Origin of the sequence: Ruegeria sp. HKCCD6604 (genome assembly GCF_013110635.1) — a bacterium.
Taxonomy (GTDB): domain Bacteria; phylum Pseudomonadota; class Alphaproteobacteria; order Rhodobacterales; family Rhodobacteraceae; genus Ruegeria.
On the sequence record NZ_WVQW01000001.1, the window covers coordinates 1,106,166 to 1,131,751 of the forward strand.

The following is a 25,586-nucleotide window of genomic DNA, read 5'->3' on the forward strand; positions in this document are numbered from 1 at the left end:
CACCCCCGTTAACTCTCTGTCAAATCCTGACTGGGATGTTTGGCACAGTGTAGTGGGAGCGGACAAATGAAACAGGCGGAACTGACGGGTCAGTCCTCGAGGCTTAAGATGATGGGCGTGGCCCTGATGCTGCTCGCGCTGACGGCAGCAGCGGGCTGGGGAATCTACGCCGCCCCGGCGCCAGTGGTTGATCGCATGCTGGAAGCAGACCTGCGAAAGAACGCGATGCGGATGAGCCGCCAGGTCGAAAGCCATCTGAACGATCTTGAACAGGCATTCCGTTTTCACGCATTGACCGATCATGACCGGGAGTTTCTGGAGCTACTGCCCGAAACCACAGACATTTACCGCTTCAAGCTGTTTGATGCTTCGGGGCAGGTGTTCTGGTCGACCCGAGCCAGCGACGTCGGGTTCGTGAATACGAAACCCTATTTCCAGTCGATCGTCGCCGCCGGAGGGCTTTTTTACAAACACGAAGAGAAGCCGGTTACCGAAGTTGATTCCTTTGTTGTCGACAATTCCCGGGATACGGAACTGAGCAGCCGCCATGTGGCCGAGGTTTATACGCCGATCATCAAGGATGCGACGTTCATGGGCGCGATCGAGTTCTATTCCGACATAACCGACCTGCGGAACCTTTTCATCACGCGCGTTCGCCTGTCTCTGGCGCTGCTGAGCGGGGTCGCCCTGCTGGCGCTGACGACTGTCATCCTGATTGTCCATCGCACCAACCGTCGTCAGGTTCGCGACCTTCGCAAACGGGCCCAGAAAGAGAGGGAGCTGATGGACGAGCAGCTGCGCCTGGCCCGAGAGGTCCGCCTGCTGGGTGAATTGAACGAATGGCTGCAATCAAGCCGGTCGCTGGATGAACTGTTCGACATGGTGTCTCGCTTCATGACCCACATCCTGCCAGAGGCCGAAGGCAGCGTGTATGTCTATTCAAACTCACGCGATGTGCTGGATGGCTGCGCCAGCTGGAACGGTGGAACTCATAAATCCCACATTCACCCCGAAGGTTGCTGGGGCTTGCGGCGCGGCCGGACTTACGAGTTCGGCGCATCCGAGATTGATTTTGTATGCGAACACGCCGAACCGCATGACGGGCGGCCCTATTTCTGCTTTCCCATTCTGGCCCATGGCGAAACCGTTGGTCTTTTGCATCTGCGGGCACTGGAGGGGCGTGAAGACTGCTTCAACAAGAGCCGCAAGCTGGCCCAATTGTGCGCCGAACAGATCAGTATGGCGATCGCTAACGTCCGCATGCGGGATCAGCTTCACGACCAATCGGTACGAGACCCCCTGACCGGGCTGTTCAATCGCCGCCATATGACCGAGACGCTGCGCAAGTCCATCAGCCGCAGTCATCAGACGGGCGCCGCGCTAAGCCTGATCGCCGTGGACGTGGATCACTTCAAGAAGTTCAACGATACTCATGGGCATGATGCGGGCGACATGGTATTGCGCGCCGTCGGCGCCGCCCTGGAACAAGGGTGCGACCGGGACGAAGTCGCCTGCCGCATAGGGGGTGAAGAGTTCATGCTGATCCTGCCTGACAACAGCCCCGAAGATGCCGTGACCCGCGCCGAGCAACTGCGCCAGGCGGTTGAAGCCGTAACCGTACGATATGGCGAGAAGGCCTTGCCGCGCATTACGATATCGGTCGGGGCCGCACACTACCCGGCCCACGGCACCATGCCGCAGGATCTGATGCGCGCGGCTGACGATGCGCTTTATGTCGCCAAGGACAAGGGGCGCAACCAGGTGCATGTTGCAAGCGGCACCAGGAACCAGACCAAAAATGCGCCGCCTGAACACCGGCAACCACCTAAGGATGCAGCTTAAAACAACTTGCCGAATCGCATGGCAGGTCGGATCAATCTGCATGGACTTGCACAGCACTTATCCCGGCATACCGGATCTGAAACACCGTGCGCGCTGTCGTCTGCCGCATTTCGTGTGGGAGTATATCGACAGTGGAACCGGGATTGAAACGACACTGCGCCGGAACCGTCAGGCGCTGGATGAGGTGCGCCTCTGCCCCTCGATCCTGCATGGCGAGCTGGACTTTGATACGTCAAAGTCGTTTCTCGACGCTTCGTATCCGCTGCCGTTCGGAATCGCGCCGATCGGAATGTCCGGGCTGGTCTGGCCCCGCGCCGAGCAACTGCTTGCCAGCGCGGCCGCAGAGGCGGGTATTCCCTATACCCTGTCGACCGTAGCCAGCCAAAGCCCCGAAGACATGGCACCGCATCTTGGGGACAATGCCTGGTTCCAGCTTTACCCGCCCCGGGATCCGGATATTCGAAAAGACCTGCTGAACCGGGTCCGCAAAGCCGGGTTCAAAACCCTGGTACTCACCGCGGATGTTCCCTTCGCATCGCGCAGGGAAAGGCAGACACGATCGGGCCTGCGGCAACCGCCAAAGCTGACCCCGCGCATTCTGGCGCAGATCACCCAAAGACCCGCCTGGGCGATGGGCATGCTGCGCAACGGTGTGCCGCATATGCGAACGCTGGACAAATATATCGAAAACCCCGGGAATCTGCCGCCCACGGCTCATATCGGTTATCTGCTTCGAACCTCGCCGGATCTGGACTATGTCAAATGGCTGCGCGACCATTGGGACGGTCCGCTTGTCCTGAAGGGTGTCCTGCGACCTGAGGATACGAGCAGGCTGGAACAGGTCGGTGTCGATGCCTTGTGGGTGTCGAATCATGGCGGTCGGCAATTTGACGCGGCCCCGGCCAGCATCGAGGTTCTGCCCTCTGTCCGGGATGCAACCCGCCTGCCCCTGATCTTCGACAGTGGTGTCGAAGGCGGTCTGGATATTTTGCGGGCCATGTCGCTGGGCGCAGACTTCGTCATGCTCGGGCGGGCTTTTTTGTATGGTCTTGCGGCACTTGGCGCGCGGGGGCCTGCACATGTCATCGAGATTCTCAGGCAGGACCTGCATGCAAATATGGGCCAGATGGGCCTGGCAAGCCTGTGTCAGATTGAGAGTTAACGTTAAACATTTGATGCTGCGGCGCAGCAAAAGTATAAGGGCGCTGCGATCATAGGGCGTTTGCGAGCGATAACATGCCGGTTCTACCCAGAAGAACGGATATACCTGCGCGTATTCTCCGCCCAATAAGACGCCCATACACAAAAGACCGGGACCTATCATGACAGACTTCAACAAGATCCTGATCGCCAACCGCGGCGAGATTGCCATCCGCGTCATGCGCGCAGCAAACGAGATGGGAAAACGAACCGTCGCCGTCTACGCTGAAGAAGACAAACTGGGCCTGCACCGGTTCAAGGCGGACGAGGCGTATCAGATCGGTGAAGGCATGGGGCCGGTTGCCGCGTATCTTTCGATCGACGAGATCATCCGTGTTGCCAAGCAAAGTGGTGCCGACGCGATTCATCCGGGCTATGGCCTGTTGTCCGAGAACCCGGATTTCGTCGATGCCTGCGTCAAAAACGGCATCACCTTCATCGGCCCCAAGGCGGAAACCATGCGCGCGCTTGGCGACAAGGCAAGCGCGCGACGCGTAGCCATTGAAGCAGGTGTTCCGGTCATTCCTGCCACCGAAGTTCTGGGCGATGACATGGACGCGATCCGCAAGGAGGCCGCCGAAATCGGCTATCCGCTGATGCTCAAGGCATCTTGGGGCGGCGGCGGGCGCGGCATGCGCCCGATCCAGTCGGAAGAAGAGCTGGAAGAGAAAGTGCTGGAAGGCCGTCGCGAGGCCGAAGCCGCATTCGGCAATGGCGAGGGTTATCTGGAAAAGATGATCATTCGTGCGCGCCATGTCGAGGTGCAGATCCTGGGCGACAAGCATGGTGAAATCTATCACCTGTATGAACGCGACTGCTCGGTCCAGCGCCGGAACCAGAAAGTCGTGGAACGCGCCCCTGCCCCGTATCTGAGCGACGAACAGCGCGCCGAGATCTGCGAGCTTGGCCGCAGGATCTGTGCGCATGTCAATTACGAATGTGCCGGCACGGTCGAGTTCCTGATGGATATGGACACCGGCAAGTTCTATTTCATCGAAGTCAATCCGCGCGTACAGGTCGAACACACCGTGACCGAAGAAGTCACCGGTATCGACATCGTGCAGGCGCAGATCCTGATTGCCGAGGGCAAGACGCTGGCCGAGGCGACCGGCATGGCCAGCCAAAAGGATATCCAGCTCAACGGTCACGCGTTGCAGACACGGATCACCACCGAGGACCCACAGAACAACTTCATCCCCGACTATGGCCGGATCACCGCCTATCGCTCGGCCACCGGTATGGGCATCCGTCTGGATGGCGGCACGGCCTATGCGGGCGGGGTGATTACGCGCTATTACGACTCGCTGCTGACCAAGGTTACGGCCTGGGCCCCCACGCCCGAAAAGGCGATATCCCGGATGGACCGCGCCCTGCGCGAGTTCCGCATCCGCGGGGTTTCGACGAATATCGACTTCGTCATCAACCTGCTGAAGCATCCGACCTTCCTGTCGAATGAATACACCACCAAGTTCATCGACACGACGCCCGAACTGTTCACCTTCAAGAAGCGGCGCGACCGCGGCACCAAGGTTCTGACCTATATCGCGGACATCACCGTGAACGGGCATCCCGAAACCAAGGACCGCCCGCGACCGCGCGCCGACCTGAAAGAGGCCAAGCCTCCGGCGCTGAAGGCCGAACCGCAGATGGGCACCCGCAACCTGCTGGAGCAGAAGGGCCCGCAGGCGGTGGCCGACTGGATGAAGGCACAGCGCCAACTGCTGATCACCGACACCACCATGCGCGACGGGCACCAGTCTCTGCTGGCGACCCGGATGCGCTCGATCGACATGATCAAGGTGGCTCCCTCCTATGCGGCGAACTTGCCGCAGCTGTTCTCGGTCGAATGCTGGGGCGGCGCGACTTTCGACGTGGCGTATCGGTTCTTGCAGGAATGCCCGTGGCAGCGCCTGCGGGACCTGCGCGAGGCGATGCCGAACCTGATGACCCAGATGCTGCTGCGCGGCGCAAACGGCGTGGGCTATACGAACTATCCTGACAACGTGGTGCAGGAGTTCGTGCGTCAGGCGGCGACAGGAATTGACGTGTTCCGTGTCTTCGACTCGCTGAACTGGGTCGAAAACATGCGTGTAGCAATGGATGCGGTCGTCGATAGCGGCAAGATTTGCGAAGGTACCGTCTGTTACACTGGCGATATTCTTGACCCGGATCGCGCCAAGTATGACCTGAAATATTATGTCGGCATGGCGAAAGAGCTGCGCGACGCCGGCGCGCATATTCTGGGCCTTAAGGACATGGCGGGCCTGCTGAAACCGGCCGCGGCCAAGATCCTGATCCGTGCGCTGAAAGAAGAGGTCGGGCTGCCGATACACTTCCACACCCATGACACCGCCGGTATTGCCAGCGCCACCATTCTGGCCGCGTCCGAGGCGGGCGTGGACGCAGTTGACTGCGCGATGGACAGCTTCTCGGGCAATACCAGCCAGGCGACGCTGGGCACCGTGGTCGAGGCGCTGCGCCATACCGACCGCGACACCGGGCTGGACATCAAGGCCATTCGTGAAATCAGCGATTACTTCGAGGCTGTGCGTGGCCAGTATGCGGCCTTCGAATCCAGTCTTCAGGCCCCTGCGTCCGAGGTCTATCTGCACGAGATGCCGGGCGGTCAGTTCACCAACCTCAAGGCGCAGGCACGCAGCCTGGGTCTGGAAGAACGCTGGCACGAAGTGGCCCAGATGTATGCTGACGTGAACCAGATGTTCGGTGACATCGTGAAGGTCACGCCGTCTTCCAAGGTCGTTGGAGACATGGCGCTGATGATGGTCAGCCAGAACATGACACGTGAACAGGTCGAGGACCCGAATACCGACGTGGCCTTCCCCGATTCGGTCGTGGACATGATGCGCGGCAATCTGGGTCAGCCTCCGGGCGGTTTCCCCGAGACCATCATCAAGAAGGTGCTGAAAGACGAGGTTCCCAACACGCAGCGACCCGGCAAGGACGTGCCCCCGGTCGATCTTGAAGCCACCCGCGCCGAGCTGTCCAAGCAGCTGGAAGGCAAAGAGGTCGATGACGAGGATCTGAACGGATACCTGATGTATCCCAAGGTGTTCCTGGACTACATGGGTCGCCACCGGATCTACGGCCCGGTTCGTACCCTGCCAACGCGCACCTTCTTCTACGGCATGGAGCCGGGCGAAGAGATCACCGCGGAAATCGACCCCGGCAAGACGCTGGAAATCCGGTGTCAGGCCATCGGCGAAACGGATGAAAAGGGCGAGGTCAAAGTGTTCTTTGAACTCAACGGCCAACCGCGCGTGATCCGGGTTCCGAACCGGCTGGTCACCTCGACCACGCAGGCGCGGCCCAAGGCCGAGGTCGGCAACCCGGATCATGTCGGTGCGCCGATGCCCGGTGTTGTTGCCACCGTCGCCGTAACAGCGGGCCAGCAGGTCAAGGAAGGCGACATGTTGCTGACCATCGAGGCGATGAAGATGGAAACCGGCATCCACGCCGAGCGCGATGCGACCGTCAAGGCCGTTCATGTGCAGCCCGGTGGCCAGATTGACGCAAAGGACCTTCTGGTCGAGCTGGAATAACCTGCCGAACCGATTACAGTTCAAAGGGCCGCGCGGGAAACCGCGCGGCCCTTTTTCTATGCTGGAACGGAGACCCACCATGCTTGCTATCACCCCGATCTATGCGGCCCTGATCGCTATTCTTTACGTGGCACTCAGCGTCAAAGTGATCCTTCAGCGCCGCAGCGACAAAATCTCGGTCGGGGATGGGGGCAGCAAATTGATGATCAAGGCGATACGGACACATTCCAATTGCGCCGAATACGCCCCTATCGCCCTTTTGCTGATCGCCATGGTGGAATTACAGGGCGCCGGAGGGTTGCTTGTGCATATACTGGGTTTGATGTTGCTGGCCGGGCGTCTGCTGCACGCTTACGGATTCGGGCGCACGCCCCAGATCGTCATCCTGCGGCAGGCTGGCATGAGCCTGACGTTCCTAGCCATTCTGGTTGCGGCCATCGCCAACCTGATTCTGGCGCTGTAGCTCGGTTGGCGGGTGTTATCCCGTCAGATCCGTAATCATCACATGGGGCGCTTTCGACAAAACGGGCGTGATCTGACCGTGTTCGTGATCGTCCGATTTCGGCATCGCGGTGACCAGCAAGATCATTGCGGCCAGCGCCATTATCTTCATGTCTGCAACAGAAATCATGAAAGCCCCTCTGCCTGTGTCCTTTTTTGATCCGTGTTTGAGATTGAACGGGCCAGATGCCGGGTTCCGTCGAAATATTTTTCCTCTATTTTGTGTTTTTCCGCTTGCAGCCCCGCGTGGGAATTTATAAATCCCTCCTCACTCAACGGCGCGGGCGTAGCTCAGGGGTAGAGCATAACCTTGCCAAGGTTAGGGTCGGGCGTTCGAATCGCCTCGCCCGCTCCATTGAGAGGTCTTCGGACCACATATGTATCTGATGCGGGCGTAGCTCAGGGGTAGAGCATAACCTTGCCAAGGTTAGGGTCGGGCGTTCGAATCGCCTCGCCCGCTCCAGATACCAAACTCTCCATACATGCTGGCTCTTCACAAGACATTGCGTCATTCTGGTTGCATTGCCCAACGCAGGATTCACCCATGTCTGATTACGTCATCCGCCCTCTTACCGTTGACGAGGTCCAAAAGGCCGTTGATTGGGCCGGGCGCGAAGGGTGGAACCCGGGGCATCACGATGCTCGTTGCTTCCACGGCACGGATACTCGCGGGTTTCTCGGGGGATTCCTGGATGGCGAAATGATCGCTTCCATCTCGGTCGTTCAGTATGATGACGCATTTGCGTTCCTTGGCTTCTACATCGTCCTGCCCGAGTTTCGCGGATCGGGCCACGGGCTGAAAATCTGGCGGCATGCCTTGGAAAACTGCAATGCGGGCAACATCGGTCTGGATGGGGTCGTCGACCAGCAACACAACTACCGCAGTTCGGGATTTTCTTTCGCCTATAACAACTATCGTTTCACGGCGACTGTAGAGAAGTTGCAGCAGGCTCTGACCCCATCAACCGGCGTTGAGCCCCTGACGGCGGCGTCCGAGGCTTTGTTCGCCTACGACCGGCACCTTTTTCCGGCCCGCCGCGACGCGTTCTTGCAGGGCTGGATCAGCGCGCCTGGCCATATGTCCCGCGTGTATTCCGAGGATGGTCAGATCAAGGGGTATGCAACGTTGCGCCCCTGCCGGACAGGGTACAAGATCGGGCCGCTTTTTGCAGATCGCGAGAGCATCGCCGAAGCCCTGCTGGCCAGTTTGCTGGAAACCGTGCCAGCCCACCATTCACAGGATGCCGTTTTCATCGACATGCCTTTGCCCAACACGGCCGCGTTTGCGCTGGCCGCAAAGCTCGGGTTGGAAAAGGTGTTTGAAACGGCCCGGATGTATTCCGGCCGCGCGCCGGATATCGATCTGAGCCGTGTCTTTGGCGTCACCTCATTCGAACTGGGCTAAAACGCCTTGAACGTCATTGTGGTCAGCGAGCGTTCGATATTGGGAATCACCAGCAGGTGTTCGTTGATGAAATGGCCCACATCCTCGGTCTCGGGGATATAGAGCTTGAGCAGCAGATCATATTCACCGCTGGTGGAATACAGTTCAGAGTGGATTTCGCGCAGGGCGATTTCCTCGGCGACCTTGTAGGTGGTGCCGGGCTTGCAGCGGATCTGGATGAAAACGCAGGTGGACATGGTTTGACCCTATCGGTTCGTGTTGTTGGCAAGCTGACACGGGGCCAAGCCGGGTGCAATCCCCTGCAACAGTTTGCAGCGATCGCAACGCATGGTCTGGAAAACCCCGACCTACCCCGTCTATAAGCGCGCCTGTAGCAAAAGGAATTCGCCCATGCGCAGCGCAAAGATCAGCCGCCAGACTGCCGAAACGAAAATCTCGGTAGAGATCAATCTGGATGGCGCCGGTACATATGACAACCAGACCGGAGTTGGCTTCTTTGATCACATGCTGGATCAACTGGCGCGCCATTCCCTGATCGACATGACGATCCGCGCCAAGGGCGATTACCACATTGATGATCACCACACGGTCGAAGATACCGGCATCGCGCTGGGGCAGGCTTTGACGCAGGCTCTGGGCGACAAGAAAGGGATCCGGCGGTACGGAGAATGCCACCTGCCGATGGACGACGCCCAGATACGCTGTGCGCTGGACCTGTCGGGCCGCCCCTATTTGATCTGGAACGTGGACCTGCCGACGCAGAAAATCGGTGCGTTCGACACAGAACTTGTGCGCGAGTTCTTTCAGGCGCTCAGCACCCATGGCGGCATCACGCTGCATATCGACCAGTTGCACGGTTTCAACAGCCACCACATCGCCGAGGCCGCCTTCAAGGCCGTCGCGCGCGCGCTGCGCGACGCCGTTGAAACCGATCCGCGCAAGGCAGACGCGATTCCGTCGACCAAAGGCGCGTTGTAAATGCTGACCGCCATTATCGACTACGAAAGCGGCAACCTGCACTCGGCGGAAAAAGCGTTTCAGCGCATGGCGCAAGAGGTCGGCGCCGGTGAGGTTGTCGTCACCTCGGACGCGGATGTTGTGGCACGCGCGGATCGCTTGGTTCTGCCCGGCGACGGTGCGTTTCCGGCATGCGCTGCCGAATTGCGTGGGCACAAGGGCATCTATGACGCGATGGTCGAGGCGGTCGAGCAGAAAGGCCGCCCGTTTCTGGGCATTTGTGTGGGCATGCAATTGATGGCAACCAAAGGCCATGAATACAGCGAAACGGATGGTCTGGGCTGGATTGCCGGCGATGTCGTCAGGATCGAGCCGTCAGACACATCGCTGAAAGTGCCGCATATGGGCTGGAACGATCTTGTTCTGGACAGCGATCACCCGGTGTTCGACGGGGTGAAATCCGGCGATCACACCTATTTCGTCCACTCGTACCACTTCCGGGTGTCCGACCCGGCACAGCGATTGGCTTATGTGGACTACGGGCAGGAGGTCACGGCCGTCATTGGCCGTGACACGATGGTTGGAATGCAGTTTCACCCCGAGAAAAGCCAGGACGTCGGCCTGCGCATGCTGGGAAACTTCCTAACCTGGAAACCCTGAGGCTTACTGAACACGCGTCCAGGTTTGACCGCGACAGATAAGACCGCCCGCCACGCATCCCTTGACGGTCAGTTTGTTCTGGCCGTCCAGTGACATCTTCGAATTGTAGGTTTTGTCCCGGTCCGGTGCCCAGATCTTGCCGCTGTCATAGCTTCCGCCGCCATCGGGCACCATGTCCCAAATGATCTGTTTGCCCAGGTTTTCATATTCCAACTGCTCGTTGCCATCCGCATCAAAGGCGCTGTCGATGGTTCCGCAGATCGCACTGCCGCATCCGGAAATCGTCACGTGCAGATAGCCGCCGGTATCACCGGGTGCAGTCTTCCACAGACCGTCGACGGGATCCGCAGCCATCGCGCTGGTCGCAAGAAACATCAAACCCGCTGCAAACGTAAATTTCTTCATGATGGTCTCCCTGTTTTGATGGCAGTCTGACCCGGCAGCCAGCTGCGGGCAAGAATGACCCAGCGTCGCGTTGCATCCCCTGCCCCGCCTGTGCGATATCCCGCGCGTGCAACACAGATATAGGGCCGCCCGACATGATCCTCTACCCCGCCATCGACCTCAAAGACGGCAATGCCGTGCGCCTGCTGCGTGGTGAAATGGACAAGGCCACCGTGTTCAACGAAGACCCCGCCGCGCAGGCCCGCGCCTTTGTCGAGGCCGGGTGCGAGTGGCTGCATCTGGTCGATCTGAACGGCGCTTTTGCAGGTGAGCCGGTCAACGCCGCCCCGGTCGAGGCGATTCTGAAAGCCTGCGACGTGCCCGCGCAATTGGGTGGCGGCATCCGCGACATGGCCACCATCGAGACCTGGATCGACAAAGGTCTGGCCCGCGTGATTCTGGGCACGGTCGCGGTCGAGAACCCCGATCTGGTGCGCGAAGCGGCCAAAGCCTTTCCTGGCAAGGTCGCCGTGGGCATCGACGCGCGCAACGGTCTGGTTGCCACCAAGGGTTGGGCCGAAGAAACCGACGTTCAGGTAACCGATCTGGCCCGCAGCTTCGAAGACGCGGGCGTCGCCGCGATCATATACACCGACATCAACCGGGACGGCGCGATGCAGGGCCCCAATGTCGAGGCCACCGCAGAGCTTGCCAAATCGGTCGATATTCCGGTCATCGCGTCTGGCGGCGTGTCCTCGATCGCCGATCTGATCGCGCTGCGCGATTGTGGCGCAGCTTTGAACGGTGCCATTTCCGGCCGCGCGCTTTATGATGGAGCGATTGATCTGAAAGAGGCTCTGACCACGCTCAGAGGATAGCTTTATGTTTCATTCGCCGGTAAAGCGTTCCGAACTGTCCGCGCACAGCCTGCTGAACGAACGGTTCAAAACCGGCGACTTTCTGGACTGCTTCAGTGTTGAATCCAATCTTCCGCCGCGCCGGGCCGCGGAAATCATTACCGCGTTCCCCGGATGGGCGATGGCACTGGTTCGGCTGCGCGGCCTGCTGGTGACACCCTTTGGCCTCAGCACGACAGGCCCGGATGCTGGCGACAAGCTGGGGATCTTCCCGGTCGAACATGATGGCAGGACCGAGGTGATCGCAGGATTCAACGATCGCCACCTGGATTTCCGGGTTTCCGTCCTGTCGGAAAACGGCCGCATCTCGCTGGCCACGTGGGTCCGACGCCATAACCTTGGCGGGCGCCTGTACCTGGCTGCGATCCTGCCATTTCACATCCTGATCGCGCGAAACGCGCTTGCGCGTGTGAAAAGCGCAAGCACATGACCCAAAAGGTCTTAACCCGCGGCCGCAGCGGTCAACTTGGCGAGCGCACCGCGCATCTTCTCGATGACTGGTGACTTTTCGACGTCATCCAGCTCGTCCATCGTTTCCTTGGGGTCTTCATAGGCCAACCAGACCTGACCGTTCCCATCCTCATACGCCTGCACCTTGAGCGGCAGGAACAACCCTGCACGCGGATCGATCTGCATGGCCGGCGTGCCCAGCGCAGGATTGCCGAAAATTAGCACTTGATTGGCCGGGATGGGCGTACCGACCTTTTCCGCCCCGGCCGCGTGGTCGATACGGGCGAAGACAGTGGCCCCTGCGTTGCCAACCGCCGCTTCCAGCGCATCCAGCGCCTCGGCTACGGATTTGTTCGTTTGAACTTTGATGATGTCGTCAGCCATGGCGGCCAAAGCCCCTCCGAGCGAAAAAATTGAAGCAAGTATCAAGCTACGCATGTCGGTATTCCTTCTGCAATATTCACTCCAATTCTCACAGGTTTTGGAAATCTGACAATCACAAGTCTGGCATCAGCAAAGCTTTGCCAGAATTGAAGGCGCCCATTTTACCCTTGCTTTCGAGAACAATCCGACCAGAAGCCAAACATTTTACTGTGTTGAGCCATAATTCGGGCGGAATCCCCGCTTAACTCCTTCGTCAAACACAACAACCCGGGTGGCAAACGTGAGTATTTCCAACCTAGACGTTCCCAAGACGTCCAGATTCGGATCAGCAACCATTGCGATCTTCTGCGCGGCGATTTTCACGAGCGCCAGTCTGCTGTTCTTTGTCCAGCCGCTTTTTGCCAAACTGGTTCTTCCCAAGATCGGCGGTGCCCCGGCGGTCTGGACGACCGCAATGCTGTTTTTCCAAGTGGTGCTGATACTCGGGTATGTTTACGCGCACCTGTTGAACAAGTTTCTACCCTTGCGCTGGCAGATCATCACCCATTTCGCCTTTTGGGTGGCGGCGCTGACTTTCCTGCCGCTGTCCACCAGCGAAAGCTGGAGCTATGACGCCTCGACCTCGACCGCGCTGCAAACGCTTGGCCTGTTCGCCGTAGGTGTGGGTGTACCCTTTGCGGTATTGTCGGCAAATGCGCCCCTGTTGCAGGCCTGGTACGCCAGGTCGGGCGGGCCTTCGGCGGATGATCCGTATTTCCTTTACAGCGCCAGCAATGTCGGATCCTTGCTGGCATTGTTGGCCTTCCCCCTGGTTGCGGATCCATTTTTTGGCGCGGCCGAGATCAGCCGTGCCTGGCTGGTCGGCTTCGTGCTGTTCGGCGCGCTTTTGCTTGGCAGTGGCATGATCGCCTTGCGGGGATCACGGCACACGAAGCCGTCGGCCCAAACGGCGCTCAAGGCCAGTTTCCCGACCCTGCGGCAGATCGCTGTCTGGGTGTTCGTCGCCTTCATCCCCTCGTCCTTGATGCTGTCCTTCACAACGCGGGTCAGCACGGATCTGGGTGCTCTCCCGTTGATCTGGGTTGTTCCGCTGGCGGTCTATATCCTGTCCTTCATCGTCGCCTTTGCCAAATGGAAACACCTGACGCTTGACGCCTTGAACCTGCCCATGCTGGCGGCGCTGGCGGCGGGTGTCGTACTAGTGTCCAAGGTGGTCAGCGAGCATGACGCGCCGGTGGTTATTCTGCTCTATGTCCCGGTGCTTTTCATCATCGCCCTTTTTGCGCACCGCCTGCTGTACGAAATGCGCCCATCCGCCGAGCAATTGACCGTGTTCTACATCGCCCTTTCCGTGGGCGGAGCAATTGGCGGGCTGTTCAACTCGATCCTTGCGCCGATTGCCTTCACACGTGAGTTGGAGGCGCCAATCACCATGATCCTGGCCGGAGGATTGTTTCTTGTCCGCGCGCCGGGATTTGCCCCTCGCCATGTCATCATGGGCATCGCGGCAAGTGTTTTCATCCTCGTCATCGCAGGTGCGACACGCGGCGTCGCGGCGCTGAGCGCGGACATCCCGCGTGCAGGTGCCCTGTTCGCGCTGATATTCGCGGTGCTGTACCTGTTCCGGGCACAGGCCATGCGCATCCCTGTGGTTCTCACCGTCGTTCTGCTGCCCGCATTTGCGGTCAAGAACAATCCGGTGTTCGAAGATCGCAGCTTTTTCGGCGTGCATTCGGTGTATTCAAGCGAGGGCTACCGCGTCTACAAGAACGGCACCACGGTGCATGGCTGGCAACGCGAATCCGAATATGGCACTCGACCCACTCCGCTGTCCTATTATCACCCCGAAGGACCGATGGCGCAGGTCATCACGTCGGACTTCGGCAAGCAATCCGACAGCATCGGAATTGTCGGTCTGGGAACAGGTGCACTGGCCTGCTATCGGCAGCCTGCGCAAAACTGGGACTTCTTCGAGATCGACGCGACCGTTGACCAGATCGCACGCGACCCTTCGCTGTTCACCTATCTGTCGGAATGCACACCCGATTCCAAGACCCATCTGGGTGATGCCCGGATCGTTCTGAAGCAAAAGCCTTTTGTCTTCGATATCCTGGTTTTGGATGCGTACAGCTCGGACGCGATTCCGCTTCACCTGATCACACGCGAGGCGGTAGAGATGTATACCAGCCGCCTGACCGATGATGGGGTTTTGGTGTTCCACATCACAAACCGGTTCTACGATCTGGTCCTGCCTTTGGCCCGAATTGCCGACAGCCTGAACCTGACCGCTGCGCATCAGCGGCTGGCCGTGGGTGAAGAGCAGGTTGAAACCGGAGCCGCCACCAGCAGCGTTGTGATCCTGAGCCCCGACAAATCCCGAATTGATAGTTTTGCTCAGAATGGAAACTGGCAAATCGTCGAAACCGACGGAGCGCTGCCATGGACCGATGACAAGGCAAACCTGCTTTCGGCACTGAAACTGCTGAAGAACCGGGATCACTAAGCCCCCCGCTCCGCCCATGGCCCGTGCTACCAGGGCCATGGGCGGCAAAACGTCTGTGGCATCGGCGGCGCTTTGTCGGTAAAGGTCCGGCAACGAAGGACGATCAGATGCTGAAGACCCGGATCATTCCCTGCCTTGATGTTGCCGATGGCCGCGTGGTCAAAGGCGTGAATTTCGTCGGTCTGCGCGATGCGGGCGATCCCGTGGAATCGGCCAAGGCGTATGACGCCGCAGGCGCGGACGAAATCTGTTTTCTGGATATCCACGCAACCCACGAAAACCGCGGCACCATGTTCGACGTGGTACAGCGCACGGCCGAGCAGTGCTTTGTACCTCTGACCGTCGGCGGCGGGGTTCGCACCAAGGATGATGTCCGCGCCCTGTTGCTGGCGGGGGCAGACAAGGTCAGCTTCAACTCGGCAGCCGTTGCCAATCCCGACGTGATCGCGGAATCGGCAGATCAATTCGGCAGCCAGTGCATCGTCTGTGCCATCGACGCCAAGACGGTCAGCCCCGGAAAGTGGGAGATTTTCACGCATGGCGGCCGCAAGCCAACAGGCATTGATGCGGTCGCGTTCGCAAAAACCGTTGTCGCCAAAGGCGCCGGAGAAATCCTGCTGACCTCGATGGACCGCGACGGCACCAAGGCTGGTTTCAACCTGCCACTGACCCGTGCGATTTCCGATGCAGTGGACGTGCCCGTAATCGCAAGCGGCGGTGTCGGCAATCTGGATCATCTGGTCGAAGGCGTCACCCAAGGTGGCGCAAGTGCGGTGCTTGCAGCCTCGATCTTCCATTTCGGAGAATACACGATCCGCGAAGCCAAGGAACACATGGCCGCCGCAGGCATTCCGATGAGGCTGACATGAGCATTCTGCACGACCTTGCTGCCACGATTGAGGCGCGTAAAGGGGCTGACCCCGATTCAAGCTGGACAGCCAAGCTGCTTGCAAAGGGTCCCGAGAAATGCGCCGAGAAATTTGGTGAAGAAGCCATCGAAGCCATCATCGAAGCCACGAAGGGCGATCAGGCCAAGCTGACCGCCGAAGCCGCAGACGTGCTGTATCACCTGCTGGTCATGCTGGCCGCCCGAGACGTGGCGCTGGAGGATGTTCTGGCCGAACTTGCGCGCCGACAGGGCATCAGCGGCATAGCTGAAAAGGCCGCCCGCCCCAAAGGGTAACGGCCGGGTTCCGCGCCGCCGCAACGCCCGCTATACTCGGGCGTCAGAATGGCAGGCCGAGGGCGCGACATGATCCGAATTTTGATGCTTGTGGCAACGCTTGCCATCGTTGCGGCATGTGCGGCGCCTCCCCCCTCGACCGGGGATGAGGTACAACGCCTGACAGCCGAGATTCAGCGTCTTGGCCCGGATATCGATCCGGAAGAAGCCCGCCGGGCGGCGCAAGTCGCCTATTCCTATACCGCGCAGCTGGTGGAAGAATACCAGATCACCGACCCACCGCTGATCCACAATGCGAAGGTCAACAAGGGATTGCGCCCGCGTGGTCTGTGCTGGCATTGGGCCGAGGATATCGAGCGTCGTCTGAAACAGGAAAACTTCCAGACGCTGGAATTGCACCGCGCCATCGCCAACGCCGACAATCCGCTGAGGATCGACCACAGCACGGCGATTATCAGTCGCAAGGGTGAATCGCTGTATGAGGGCGTCGTGCTGGACCCGTGGCGCTATGGCGGGGTGTTGTTCTGGTCACCTCTGGTCAAGGATACCCGATATGACTGGGTCCCTCGGGACGTGGTGCTGGAAAAACGACGACAGGAACAGGTTGCCCGCCTGAAACCCTATCAGCCAGCAGCGCCCTAAAGCTTGGACGAGATGATCCCGGTGGAAAACCCACCCATGCGCAGCTCGCCAAACAGGCGCTGATACTCGATCTTCGGACAGCGGTTCATCACGACGTCCACACCGCGGGCCTTGGCCTTGGCTGCCGCTTCAGGGTGTTCAACCCCGATTTGCATCCAGATCGTTCCGAGGGACGGGAACGCCTCCAACGCTTCGTCCACAATGGGCGGCACGGATTCGGACCGTCGGAAGATGTCTACCATGTCCACGGGTTCGGATATCTCCGAAAGGCTGCCGCGTACCCTTTGGCCAAACAGGTCTTTCCCGGCATGGCCCGGATTGACCGGGATCACGTTGAACCCTTTCAACGACAGGTAGCGGGCGACGTAATAGCTGGGCCGCACCGGGTTCATGGACACCCCGACAACGGCAACGGACTTGGTGCGTTGCAGAATGGTTCTCAGGTGCTGATCGGAATAGTCTGGCATGCCCTATCCTTAGCAGGGTTCCAAAAAGAAAAAAGCGCCCAAGAAGCCTTGGGCGCCAGTTGTTGGAACGAGGGACAGTGAAATGACCCGCGGCAGTTCCATTCCGCGGTCATTGTGACATTTAGGCATATATTTGGTAAAAAAAAGAGGGGCAGCGCATTTTTGTGATGACTCTTCACAATTAGCTGATTCCCGCTCATTCCTGATAGAGGATTACCGGCCAGTTTTCTTCAGCCAACTCAATGTATTCTGTCTGATCCTGCTGCCAGATTTCCTCGATCTCGATCGAGTGCGTCAGGTACAGACGACCATCCACGACCTTCCAGGCCTTGGGGTCCGAGCTCTTCAGAACTCCCATCGCCATCGCATATGAACAATACCCGCCGAACTGCGGCGCGAAAGCACGGGGATTGCTTTCGAACAGCTCGCGGTTTTCCTGCGAGGTGAAATGCCACCTCGCCCCTTTCCATACTACGGAATTCTCGGGCATGCCCATGATCGGCGTAGAACCGTCGAAAAAGGACACGGCATCATACCCGGCCAACGCCACCCCTTCGGTGGTGTAGTAAACGGGCCTTTCCTGCGCATACGTGGCAGGCGCCAGAAAAAAAGCGCACAGCGCGCCAAGTGTGGAACGTCGGGTCAGCATTGCCATGTCAGAATCTGAAATCACTGGGGTATCAAGATGCAATTTTTTGCTGCATGCGGAACCCCTGTTGACGTGGATGTGAACGATCTTCACCCAAAAACGGTCAATCGAAAATGTCTTCGATCACATCCCAGGCTTCATCGAACACGCGCGAGAACATGCTCTTTTTCTTCTTTTTTCGCTTGGTCTTCCGTGGAGGGGCATGAGAAACCGCAGATCGCACTGTTTTGGCAGGCGCAGCCTTCCGCTTGGGCAGCATCTTCAGATCATGCAAAGGTGCGCCACAACTGGAACAGCTCAGCTCGTGCCGTTCTTTGCCCCTCAGGACCAGCGCAGCCCGGGTCCCGCAGTAGCAGCAGGTCGCAATTTTGGATGGACCGGAAATAACGCTCTCCTTTTTGTCAGGGCCGGGATGCATATAAGGCGATTGCCGCGGCATTTGAGACGTTCAGCGATCCGAATCCCCCGGCTGCGTCAATTTTCACCAATTGATCCACGGTTTCCTTCGTCTTTTGGCGCAATCCCGGGCCTTCCGCCCCCAGAACAAGTGCGACGGGGCGGTCCCGACCGTCGCTCAGCGCGCTTTCGATCGTTACCTCTGCTTCACCGTCCAGCCCAAGGACCAGAAATCCCATATTCTGTAGTTCTACAATTGTGTCGGCAAGGTTGCGCATCCGCAGATAGGGTTGACGCTCCAGCGCGCCGCTGGCGGTTTTTGCCAGGGCCCCAGTCTCGGGCGCGGAATGGTGGCGGGTGCCTATGACGGCACAGGCACCCAGAACTTCGGCCGAGCGCAGAATCGCCCCGACATTGTGCGGGTCCGTAACGCGGTCCAGAAGGATGACGCGTGGATTTTCACGACCGATGCAATTTTCGGCCAAACCGCCCCAATCCAGCGGCTTTACCTCCAGCGCAGCCCCCTGGTGCACCGAGCCTGCATCAATGGGTGCCGTAAACTTGCGCGGATCAGCCATCTCGGGCTCGATCCCAGAGAATTCAATCGCTTCCGCCAGCTTGTCCCGCGCATTGCGCGTTACGATCAGGCGCAGTTTCTGCCGATTTGGGTTCATCAAGGCGTCGCGAACCGCATGCAGACCGAACAGCCAAACGGTTTCAGCAGTCGCGGCCTTGCGTGCCTGTTCCTTTTCAACGACCCATTTGGGTTTCTTCATTTTTCAGGCCTCCGGGCCGGGAATTCGGTTTCCTGCGCCAAAGCGAAATTTTCCTGTTGACGCTCCTTTGGTGCGCTAGTAATCACGCCTCCACGTCAGGTGCAACGCCTGACAGTGGGCGACAGGCCGCAAGGTGTGGCAGGGGACTGTAACTCCCTCGCGGAGACGCACGCCTGGTTCGATTCCAGGGTCGCCCACCATCTTTCCCGTAGAATTCAAAGATGGCCAGAACGCATTGCCCGCGCGTGCTCACGTGCATGCTTTTGCGCAATAACGGCCGCAAAGACTCGTAAAAGTTGCGAAACCGGGCATCGCTCGCTAGTCTCTTCACTTAATTGAGAGGGATTTGTTATGAAACTGATTTTTGCGGCTCTTGCCGTTTGCATAGCTGGTGCGGCCAATGCGCTGACTATTACATTTGACAATAACTTTCCGAATGATCCGATCACAGCATCCGGCACTAGGCAAGGAATAAGCCAAGGTTTCACGTTCAATTATGCAGACGTCTACACCTTCGGAAACTATATTAATTTCCACGATGATAGTGGCGTACTGTCCACCACAATAAAGCCCGTGATCGGTGGCAAATTTACAGTTCAGACCGTTGATCTGCAAGGCTGGTCCCGAGCTTTCACAACTGGTTCCGGTCCAGCCCCCGCTTTCGGCACCGCTGCATACAATCAATGGTTAACCGCAGGGCCAGCGACCTTTCCGACGTTGACCTTTTCCGGGTTGCTGAATGGGTCAGTTGTGGCCAGCCAGACATTCGGTCCGATGGCTTTGACCACACTGACCTTTTCAAGCGCTTTCACGGCAATTGACGCGTTGATGGTGACATACAACAGCCCGTCTCCACTAAGGCATCAATTTTTCACCACCCCAAACACAGCATGGTGTATCGACTACTGCGGGGAAATGTGGGTAGACAATCTAGTCGTCGCACCGGTCCCCCTGCCCGCAAGCGGGCTGCTTTTGATCGGTGCCGTTCTGGGCCTGTTCGGGTACCGCAGGCTTAAGACAACCTAGTTGCACCCAACACTAAAAAAGCGGCGCTGATTTGTTTTTCAGCGCCGCTTTTTGTCTCTTAACCAAGAGTTTGGAAGTTTCTATTCCGCCGCCGGGCGCAGTTCCGAGACCTTGTTGAACCACGCCTCGATTGCATCCAGATCCGCCGGCAGGGCTTCCGCTGCACCATCCGCGAAGGTCTGGAATTTCTCTTCGTTCAAACCGTTCACGCCGACCAGAACCGGGATATCCATCGCCAGCGCTTCGCCGATCACGGGGCGGAATCCACGCCCATCGGATTCATGCTTGCCGAATTTGTTGATGATCAGCATTTGGGGCGCGCCCTCCAGCGAGGCAGTCACATATCCCACCGCCTGTTCCAGCGCTGCCGGGTCCAGACGGCAGCCACGCGACTGGGTGCCCAGCGACTGTGAAATGCGGATGGTTTCACCGTCGGGCAGCACGCGCAAGTCCATATCGCATTTGCTGCTGTCGGCACATTCCGTGTTTGTTTGCACGACACCGGCCAGTTTTGCTCCGGACGCCAGCAGGCGGTCCGCAACGGCGCTCAGCAGGCGGTCCGTCGCGCCGCGATCGGTGGTGGTGACATAGGCCAGATGCATCTTGGACCTCTTGTAATTCGTTTGTGACGTTTCAAATAGCACGCAAGGCACCGCCCGGCCACTCCCTCGTTCACGGAAGCGGGGACAGGCCAATCACAGGGGCGTGCAGGTGAAGCAGAACCGCATAGGCGGCAAGTGCGGCCAGCCACACCCCGGGACGCGGCCAGGGACGCGGTGCGCGCAGTGAGAACCGCGCCGTATTGCGGGACAAGCGGACCCATTCAATGCCCATTTCCCGCGACCTGCGCCGGTCGATAAGGGCCATGCCCATGGCTGCGAAACCGGCAAACAGGCCGAACAGAATCACATGTGACAGGCTGCCATTGGCAAGAAGATGTGCCACCGCCCACAGTATCAGCGCGGCAAGGATCGGGTGTCGGGTGGTGCGCAGGATACCGGGCCGTTCTGGGTCAAAGGGCCGATTGCCAAGCCCTCCGAACGAAAACGGGTTCTGAATGATCAGCCCCGCGACAGCCAGCCAGCAGACCACCGGCATGATCAGAACCGGCGCCCAGCGCAAAACCGCAAATGGCGGGATGACCTCGACATAAGGAGCGTTGGCAGCGGCGATGATCAACCACGCCAGGACGGCCAGCGACAGAACCGAATAGGCCGTGAAATACCCCCGGCGTCCGAGTGTATCGATCAGCCATCCGCGTATGGTGGGCCGCACCGGAATCGCGTGGCTGAGAAGGAATGTGACGAGCGCTGCAAGGAATAGGACCCAACCGGTCATGGTGATCTCCGCGTTATTGGGATCGGTCTAGATCAGGACGGCACGGGTATCTTTGTCCAAAATCAAGTGCGGCGCAGGGGCGATGCATCGCCCCTGCCCTGTTTACAACCCAAGCGCCGCGCGGCGTTCTTCGGCAAAGCCCTGCACGATGCGGTCGGCAATCAGCGCCAGAATCGCCATCGCGGCCCCGGCGGAAATGCCAAGCCCCACATCCGCCTGACCCAGCGCCAGATAGATCGACTGTCCCAGACCCGTGGTGCCGATCAATGCGGCGATCACCAGCATCGCAAAGGCATAGAGGATGGTCTGGTTCAACCCCAGCAGGATCGTGGGCGCGGCATAGGGCGCACGCACGTCGCGCATGATCTGCCACTCGGTCGCACCGCTTGAGATCGCGGCCTCCATCATCTCGTCCGGCGTGTTGACCAGCCCGTGCCGCGTGTAGCGGATCATGGGCACGATCGCATAGGCACAGATTGCCAGAAAGGCCGAGAACTCGCCGATCTGGAACACCATGAGGACCGGGATCAGGAACACGAACAGAGGGATTGTCTGCAACATGTCGCAGATCGGATGGACCACTTTCCACACCGGCTCCCAAATCGCGCTGGCAAGGCCGATCAGGCCGCCGACCACGGCACAGGAAAACACCGCCGCACCGCTCAGGTAAAGCGACAAGAGCGCTCTCTCCCACAGGCCCGAAACGAGGATGGTGCAAAGCAGCCCCACGCACAGCGCCGCCAGACGCCAGCCCCCCGCGACCCAGCCCAGAGCAGCGGCGCCGGTCAGAACGAAAGGCCATGGCAGGTTGGCAATGCCGGTTTCCAGCATCCCAATCAGGATCATGACGATCAGACCACCCGTCAGCCGCCCACGCCATGCCATCAACAGCGCGATCCCGGCACCTGCGGCAAACAGGCCAAAGCTCATGCCCGCCGTCCACTGGAAGCCCCAGGTGAAGGGCAGCACCGCCTGATCCAGACCGATCCGCAAAGGCAGCAGCACATAGAACAGTGAGTTGTTCTTGAGCGCATCCAACCACGGGCCATTGGCCTGAGTGAACGCGGTCAGGCCGCTGTCCACGGCCTCGGCCATCGGATCCAGCAGGGTCAGTTCGGATGGGTTCGGCAACCACGCCCAGAAGGCAGCGGTGAAGACCACGGCGAAACCCAACATCGCCCAGACAACCCGGCTGTCATAACGTTTGCGCTCGGTCGCCAAAGTGCCGCTCATACGATCTATGACGACGGCAAAGACCACGATGACCAGACCCGCCATCAGAGACTCCCCGAACTGCGCCTTGCGCATGGTCAGCAGAACCTCCCAGCCGATATCGTTGAACCCACCGATGACAGCGGCAATGATGACCATCGACAAGGCCGCCATCAGACACTGGTTCACACCGACCATGATCTGCGTCGTAGCGGCGGGAATTTCGACCTGAAACAATTGCTGAAACCGCGTGCCACCGGACATGATCGCGGCCTCTTTGATCTCGGGCTCGACCCGTTCCAGCCCCAGCATCACGTTGCGCGCCATGGGCGGCGCGGCATAGATGGCCGAGGCGATCAGACCGACGACGGGGCCAAAGCCAAAAAGCAGCAACAGCGGTGTCAGATATGCGAAGGTCGGCACGGTCTGCATGACGTCCAGAACCGCCTGGACGAAGGATTTCACCCGCGGCACCTCGTTGGCGAGGATGCCTATGCCACCACCCAAAATCAACGCCACCGGAACGGATACTGCGACCAAGGCCAGAGTGTTCATGCTCTCAGCCCAGTAACCCGACGCCAGGACAAAGCTGAGGCCCAGAAAGCCCAGCGCCGCCATGGGCAAACCGCCCAAGTACCAGCCCAGCGCGGTCACGATCCCGATCAGAATGGGCCATGGCGTATTGCCAAGAACGAAATTCGCCCAGTTCATCGGATAGGTCATCATATCCGAGAACAACCGCATCGCCGGTTTGATCAGGTTCAGAAACCAATCCAGAAACGCGCCCACCCATTGGGTTGCAGGCAGTTCCCACGCGGCGGGCCATTTGACCAGCCATGGGGCGATGCCCTCGAGTGCAAGGCAAACCGCACCGACGACAACCGTAATCAGGGCGGCCTTGGCGCCCGCCGTCAGCCGCGCGCCGTGCTGCGTCGGAACCTCAGTTACGGCGGTCATGTTTCGTCCACCTGAAGCGCGGCGGCCAGATCGGACGGGTGCACCGTGCCAACGACATTGCCATCGGCATCCCGCACCGGCACGGGTTCATATAGTTCCATGCAATGGGCCAGGGCTGCGTCCAGTGTCATCGACGTAGTCAGGCCGGGATCATCCGGGCCACACTCTGCCTCGTTTCGCATGACCGAGGCGACTTTGGCATGCTGCCCCTTGGCGACATCCTTCGAGAATTCGCGCACATAGTCATCGACGGGTCGCAGGACGATATCCGTGGGCGTGCCGATCTGCACGATCTTGCCATCCCGCATGATGGCGATGCGGTCTGCCAGCTTCAGCGCTTCCTGAATATCGTGCGTGATGAAGACGATGGATTTCTTCAACGTCGCTTGAATGCGCAGGAATTCATCCTGCAACTGGCGACGGATCAGTGGATCAAGCGCCGAGAACGGTTCGTCCAGAAACCAGATGTCAGGGTTTACGGCAAGACTGCGGGCGATACCCACCCGCTGCCGCTGCCCGCCGGAAAGCTGTCGCGGGAAGCTGTCTTCGCGCCCTTCCAGACCAACCAGCGAAATCACTTCCTGCGCGCGGTCCAGCCGTTCCTTTTTGCCAACGCCCTGAACGCGCAGAGGATATGCGACGTTTTCAGCTACGGTCATGTGGGGGAACAGGCCGAAATGCTGGAACACCATGCCCAGTTTTTTTCGGCGCAGCTCGGTCAGGGCCTTTTTCGAGGCGCCTATGACATTCTCACCATCCACCCGAATTTCACCACCGGTGCCGGGCAGCAGTTGCGAGATACAGCGGATCAGCGTGGATTTACCCGAGCCCGACAGGCCCATGATGACGAACAATTCGCCTTCCCTGACCTCGAAATTGGCATCTTGAACCGCCGGAATGAACCCGTTTTCCCGCAGGTCTGCGGCGGCCTTGTCAGCGTCATTCCCTGACCGAGACAGCGCGTCGGTCAGGGCTTTGTCAGCGCCCGGGCCAAAGACCTGCCAGAGATTCCGGCAGGCAATGGCTGGCATGGTCGTGTCAGTCACCTAAGTGGCTCACTTGGTCGCCGCGTCGACAACAGGACGCCATTTGTCTTCGTTCTCGGCCATCCATGCAGCGACAACTTCTTCGACCTGGCCGCCGTCGACATCAATCGCGCCCATCATCGGCTGCTGGTCTTCGACCGCCAGTTGATAGTTGGACAGGATTTCATAGGCGGCGGGCCACTTTTCTTCCAGGCCGCTCCAGCCGGCTTTGAAGATGCGAGATGGTGAAAAGTCGCAATCGTTTACCGCGTTCGGGTTCGGACCCCACGCCGGATCGTTAAAGCATGCCTCTTCACCTGCGGGCAGTTCAACGAACTGCACGTCATAGGCAGACATCGCCCAGTGCGGCTGCCAGAATGTGATCAGCAGCGGCGATTTACGCTCGGTCGATGCGCGAAGTTCAGCGATCAAGGCGCCTTCGGAACCGGCGGGGACAGCCTTGAACGGCAGCTCAAGGCCGGCCATGCGATCCGCACCAGGTGTGCCCCAGTCGGCCGGATAGTCGACCAGACGGCCACCGGGCAGAGTTTCCGCCGTGGCGAACACCTGCGCGCAGTCTTTCAGCGCTTCCCACGCAGGCAAGCCAGGGCACAGATCAGCGACATGCGCCGGGTATGCGATACCTTCCTTGGCATCCAGGCCAAGATCGCCGATTTCGACAACAGTGCCTTCCTCGATCTTCTTGGCATATTCATCCGAAACATTGGACGACCAGATTTCAAGCGTCGCGTCGATGTCTCCATCGGCCAGCGCCTGGAACTGGTTCATCATGCCGGCGGTCACATATTCTACGTTATAACCAGCGGCCTTGAGCATTTCACCCGCCACATGCGTGGTTACGTGCTGACCGGTCCATTCGTTGATCGCCAGTTTGATCGGCTCGTCCACGGCCCCCATATCCGCCGCATGCGTCGCACCGGCAACGGTTAGGGCCATAAGGCTTACACTCAGTTTTTTCATGGATTTTCTCCCTGTCTTATTTGTTTTGCCCACCCCGGCAGGGGTTTCCCGCCGGTATCTTTGTCTGATGACAATACCATGCCGCAACATGCACAAATTTGGTCGGAAAAGGAAAGTGATCAGTTTGTAACAGCGCGGCTTTCTTGCCGCTGATGCGTAGATTTTCCCCCG

The 25,586-nt window shown here is 59.2% G+C and carries 27 protein-coding genes and 3 tRNA genes; 17 read left to right on the forward strand and 13 right to left on the reverse strand.

The window, feature by feature from the left end; translation table 11 throughout:
- The first annotated feature begins 66 nt into the window (after positions 1-66).
- The 4 genes from GS614_RS05475 (at position 67) to GS614_RS05490 (ending at position 7,065) form a co-directional block, all read left to right on the forward strand.
- On the forward strand, positions 67-1,842 hold the full coding sequence (locus tag GS614_RS05475) for a diguanylate cyclase (protein ID WP_171725680.1): 1,776 nt from the start codon (positions 67-69) through the stop codon (positions 1,840-1,842).
- 40 nt (positions 1,843-1,882) lie between these two features.
- Complete coding sequence (locus GS614_RS05480) at positions 1,883-3,004, forward strand: alpha-hydroxy acid oxidase (protein ID WP_171725681.1); 1,122 nt, start codon at positions 1,883-1,885, stop codon at positions 3,002-3,004.
- A 160-nt stretch (positions 3,005-3,164) separates the two neighbouring features.
- Entirely contained in the window at positions 3,165-6,602 is a 3,438-nt protein-coding gene (locus GS614_RS05485) for a pyruvate carboxylase (RefSeq protein WP_171725682.1), read from the forward strand.
- Between the two features lie 79 nt (positions 6,603-6,681).
- Complete coding sequence (locus GS614_RS05490; protein WP_152458679.1) at positions 6,682-7,065, forward strand: MAPEG family protein; 384 nt, start codon at positions 6,682-6,684, stop codon at positions 7,063-7,065.
- A 15-nt stretch (positions 7,066-7,080) separates the two neighbouring features.
- Here GS614_RS05490 and GS614_RS05495 read toward each other — a convergent pair whose 3' ends face one another.
- A complete protein-coding gene (locus GS614_RS05495; RefSeq protein WP_171114892.1) occupies positions 7,081-7,233 on the reverse strand; it encodes a hypothetical protein in 153 nt (50 codons plus the stop codon).
- A gap of 150 nt (positions 7,234-7,383) precedes the next feature.
- Here GS614_RS05495 and GS614_RS05500 point away from each other — a divergent pair.
- The 3 genes from GS614_RS05500 (at position 7,384) to GS614_RS05510 (ending at position 8,508) form a co-directional block, all read left to right on the forward strand.
- Positions 7,384-7,458, forward strand: a tRNA-Gly gene (locus tag GS614_RS05500).
- 33 nt (positions 7,459-7,491) lie between these two features.
- Positions 7,492-7,566, forward strand: a tRNA-Gly gene (locus GS614_RS05505).
- Positions 7,567-7,647: 81 nt separating this feature from the next.
- Positions 7,648-8,508: a GNAT family N-acetyltransferase gene (locus tag GS614_RS05510; protein ID WP_152458680.1), complete on the forward strand. Its 861-nt coding sequence runs from the start codon at positions 7,648-7,650 to the stop codon at positions 8,506-8,508.
- Here the strand turns inward: GS614_RS05510 and GS614_RS05515 are convergent.
- Positions 8,505-8,744: an Lrp/AsnC family transcriptional regulator gene (locus GS614_RS05515; RefSeq protein ID WP_050602861.1), complete on the reverse strand. Its 240-nt coding sequence runs from the start codon at positions 8,742-8,744 to the stop codon at positions 8,505-8,507. The two genes, GS614_RS05510 and GS614_RS05515, sit on opposite strands and share 4 nt — an antisense overlap.
- A gap of 154 nt (positions 8,745-8,898) precedes the next feature.
- Between GS614_RS05515 and hisB the strand changes: the two genes are divergently transcribed.
- A complete protein-coding gene (gene hisB / locus GS614_RS05520) occupies positions 8,899-9,486 on the forward strand; it encodes an imidazoleglycerol-phosphate dehydratase HisB (RefSeq protein WP_171725683.1) in 588 nt (195 codons plus the stop codon).
- Positions 9,487-10,125 carry an imidazole glycerol phosphate synthase subunit HisH gene (hisH, locus tag GS614_RS05525; protein ID WP_171329635.1) on the forward strand — a complete coding sequence of 213 codons (639 nt, stop codon included), beginning with the start codon at positions 9,487-9,489 and terminating at the stop codon, positions 10,123-10,125.
- Positions 10,126-10,128: 3 nt separating this feature from the next.
- On the opposite strand, the gene GS614_RS05530 is transcribed toward hisH, so the two are convergent.
- Positions 10,129-10,530: a DUF2147 domain-containing protein gene (locus tag GS614_RS05530; protein ID WP_152458683.1), complete on the reverse strand. Its 402-nt coding sequence runs from the start codon at positions 10,528-10,530 to the stop codon at positions 10,129-10,131.
- Positions 10,531-10,664: 134 nt separating this feature from the next.
- Between GS614_RS05530 and hisA the strand changes: the two genes are divergently transcribed.
- Positions 10,665-11,387 carry a 1-(5-phosphoribosyl)-5-[(5-phosphoribosylamino)methylideneamino]imidazole-4-carboxamide isomerase gene (gene hisA / locus GS614_RS05535; protein ID WP_152458684.1) on the forward strand — a complete coding sequence of 241 codons (723 nt, stop codon included), beginning with the start codon at positions 10,665-10,667 and terminating at the stop codon, positions 11,385-11,387.
- A 4-nt stretch (positions 11,388-11,391) separates the two neighbouring features.
- Positions 11,392-11,856 (forward strand): DUF2867 domain-containing protein, encoded by a 465-nt coding sequence (locus GS614_RS05540; protein ID WP_152458685.1) that lies wholly within the window; start codon positions 11,392-11,394, stop codon positions 11,854-11,856.
- An 11-nt stretch (positions 11,857-11,867) separates the two neighbouring features.
- On the opposite strand, the gene GS614_RS05545 is transcribed toward GS614_RS05540, so the two are convergent.
- Positions 11,868-12,260 carry a DUF302 domain-containing protein gene (locus GS614_RS05545; RefSeq protein WP_171116471.1) on the reverse strand — a complete coding sequence of 131 codons (393 nt, stop codon included), beginning with the start codon at positions 12,258-12,260 and terminating at the stop codon, positions 11,868-11,870.
- 280 nt (positions 12,261-12,540) lie between these two features.
- On the opposite strand from GS614_RS05545, the gene GS614_RS05550 reads away from it, so the two are divergent.
- The 4 genes from GS614_RS05550 to GS614_RS05565 all read left to right on the forward strand — a co-directional run bounded on the left by GS614_RS05550 (position 12,541) and on the right by GS614_RS05565 (position 16,588).
- Positions 12,541-14,763 carry a fused MFS/spermidine synthase gene (locus tag GS614_RS05550; protein WP_371809379.1) on the forward strand — a complete coding sequence of 741 codons (2,223 nt, stop codon included), beginning with the start codon at positions 12,541-12,543 and terminating at the stop codon, positions 14,761-14,763.
- Between the two features lie 107 nt (positions 14,764-14,870).
- On the forward strand, positions 14,871-15,632 hold the full coding sequence (gene hisF / locus GS614_RS05555; protein WP_171114883.1) for an imidazole glycerol phosphate synthase subunit HisF: 762 nt from the start codon (positions 14,871-14,873) through the stop codon (positions 15,630-15,632).
- Positions 15,629-15,946, forward strand: a complete 318-nt coding sequence (locus tag GS614_RS05560) for a phosphoribosyl-ATP diphosphatase (RefSeq protein ID WP_170343689.1) — start codon at positions 15,629-15,631, stop codon at positions 15,944-15,946. The genes hisF and GS614_RS05560 overlap by 4 nt, the downstream gene beginning before the upstream one ends.
- Positions 15,947-16,015: 69 nt before the next feature.
- Positions 16,016-16,588, forward strand: coding sequence for a hypothetical protein (locus GS614_RS05565; RefSeq protein WP_171725684.1), 573 nt, complete (start codon positions 16,016-16,018; stop codon positions 16,586-16,588).
- On the opposite strand, the gene GS614_RS05570 is transcribed toward GS614_RS05565, so the two are convergent.
- The 4 genes from GS614_RS05570 to rlmB all read right to left on the reverse strand — a co-directional run bounded on the left by GS614_RS05570 (position 16,585) and on the right by rlmB (position 18,876).
- Positions 16,585-17,055 carry a CoA-binding protein gene (locus GS614_RS05570; RefSeq protein WP_171227881.1) on the reverse strand — a complete coding sequence of 157 codons (471 nt, stop codon included), beginning with the start codon at positions 17,053-17,055 and terminating at the stop codon, positions 16,585-16,587. The two genes, GS614_RS05565 and GS614_RS05570, sit on opposite strands and share 4 nt — an antisense overlap.
- A gap of 196 nt (positions 17,056-17,251) precedes the next feature.
- A complete protein-coding gene (locus GS614_RS05575; protein ID WP_171114877.1) occupies positions 17,252-17,710 on the reverse strand; it encodes a YHS domain-containing (seleno)protein in 459 nt (152 codons plus the stop codon).
- A gap of 97 nt (positions 17,711-17,807) precedes the next feature.
- The gene (locus GS614_RS22065) at positions 17,808-18,122 is read right to left on the reverse strand and encodes a hypothetical protein (RefSeq protein WP_253283489.1); all 315 of its coding nucleotides are present in this window, start codon (positions 18,120-18,122) and stop codon (positions 17,808-17,810) included.
- Positions 18,106-18,876 (reverse strand): 23S rRNA (guanosine(2251)-2'-O)-methyltransferase RlmB, encoded by a 771-nt coding sequence (gene rlmB, locus GS614_RS05580; RefSeq protein ID WP_171725685.1) that lies wholly within the window; start codon positions 18,874-18,876, stop codon positions 18,106-18,108. Before rlmB ends, GS614_RS22065 begins: the two co-directional genes overlap by 17 nt.
- Before the next feature lie 116 nt (positions 18,877-18,992).
- Here rlmB and GS614_RS05585 point away from each other — a divergent pair.
- Positions 18,993-19,076 (forward strand) — tRNA-Tyr (locus GS614_RS05585).
- A 151-nt stretch (positions 19,077-19,227) separates the two neighbouring features.
- A complete protein-coding gene (locus tag GS614_RS05590; RefSeq protein WP_171725686.1) occupies positions 19,228-19,902 on the forward strand; it encodes a VPLPA-CTERM sorting domain-containing protein in 675 nt (224 codons plus the stop codon).
- A gap of 80 nt (positions 19,903-19,982) precedes the next feature.
- Here the strand turns inward: GS614_RS05590 and GS614_RS05595 are convergent, their stop codons facing one another.
- The 5 genes from GS614_RS05595 to GS614_RS05615 form a co-directional block, all read right to left on the reverse strand.
- Positions 19,983-20,504 (reverse strand): DUF2478 domain-containing protein, encoded by a 522-nt coding sequence (locus GS614_RS05595; protein WP_171725687.1) that lies wholly within the window; start codon positions 20,502-20,504, stop codon positions 19,983-19,985.
- Between the two features lie 70 nt (positions 20,505-20,574).
- Positions 20,575-21,240: an NnrU family protein gene (locus GS614_RS05600; protein ID WP_171725688.1), complete on the reverse strand. Its 666-nt coding sequence runs from the start codon at positions 21,238-21,240 to the stop codon at positions 20,575-20,577.
- Positions 21,241-21,342: 102 nt separating this feature from the next.
- On the reverse strand, positions 21,343-23,409 hold the full coding sequence (locus GS614_RS05605) for a proline/glycine betaine ABC transporter permease (protein WP_171725689.1): 2,067 nt from the start codon (positions 23,407-23,409) through the stop codon (positions 21,343-21,345).
- Positions 23,406-24,455: a glycine betaine/L-proline ABC transporter ATP-binding protein gene (locus GS614_RS05610; RefSeq protein ID WP_171114865.1), complete on the reverse strand. Its 1,050-nt coding sequence runs from the start codon at positions 24,453-24,455 to the stop codon at positions 23,406-23,408. Before GS614_RS05610 ends, GS614_RS05605 begins: the two co-directional genes overlap by 4 nt.
- Before the next feature lie 9 nt (positions 24,456-24,464).
- Entirely contained in the window at positions 24,465-25,415 is a 951-nt protein-coding gene (locus tag GS614_RS05615) for an ABC transporter substrate-binding protein (RefSeq protein WP_171725690.1), read from the reverse strand.
- Positions 25,416-25,586 lie beyond the last annotated feature (171 nt).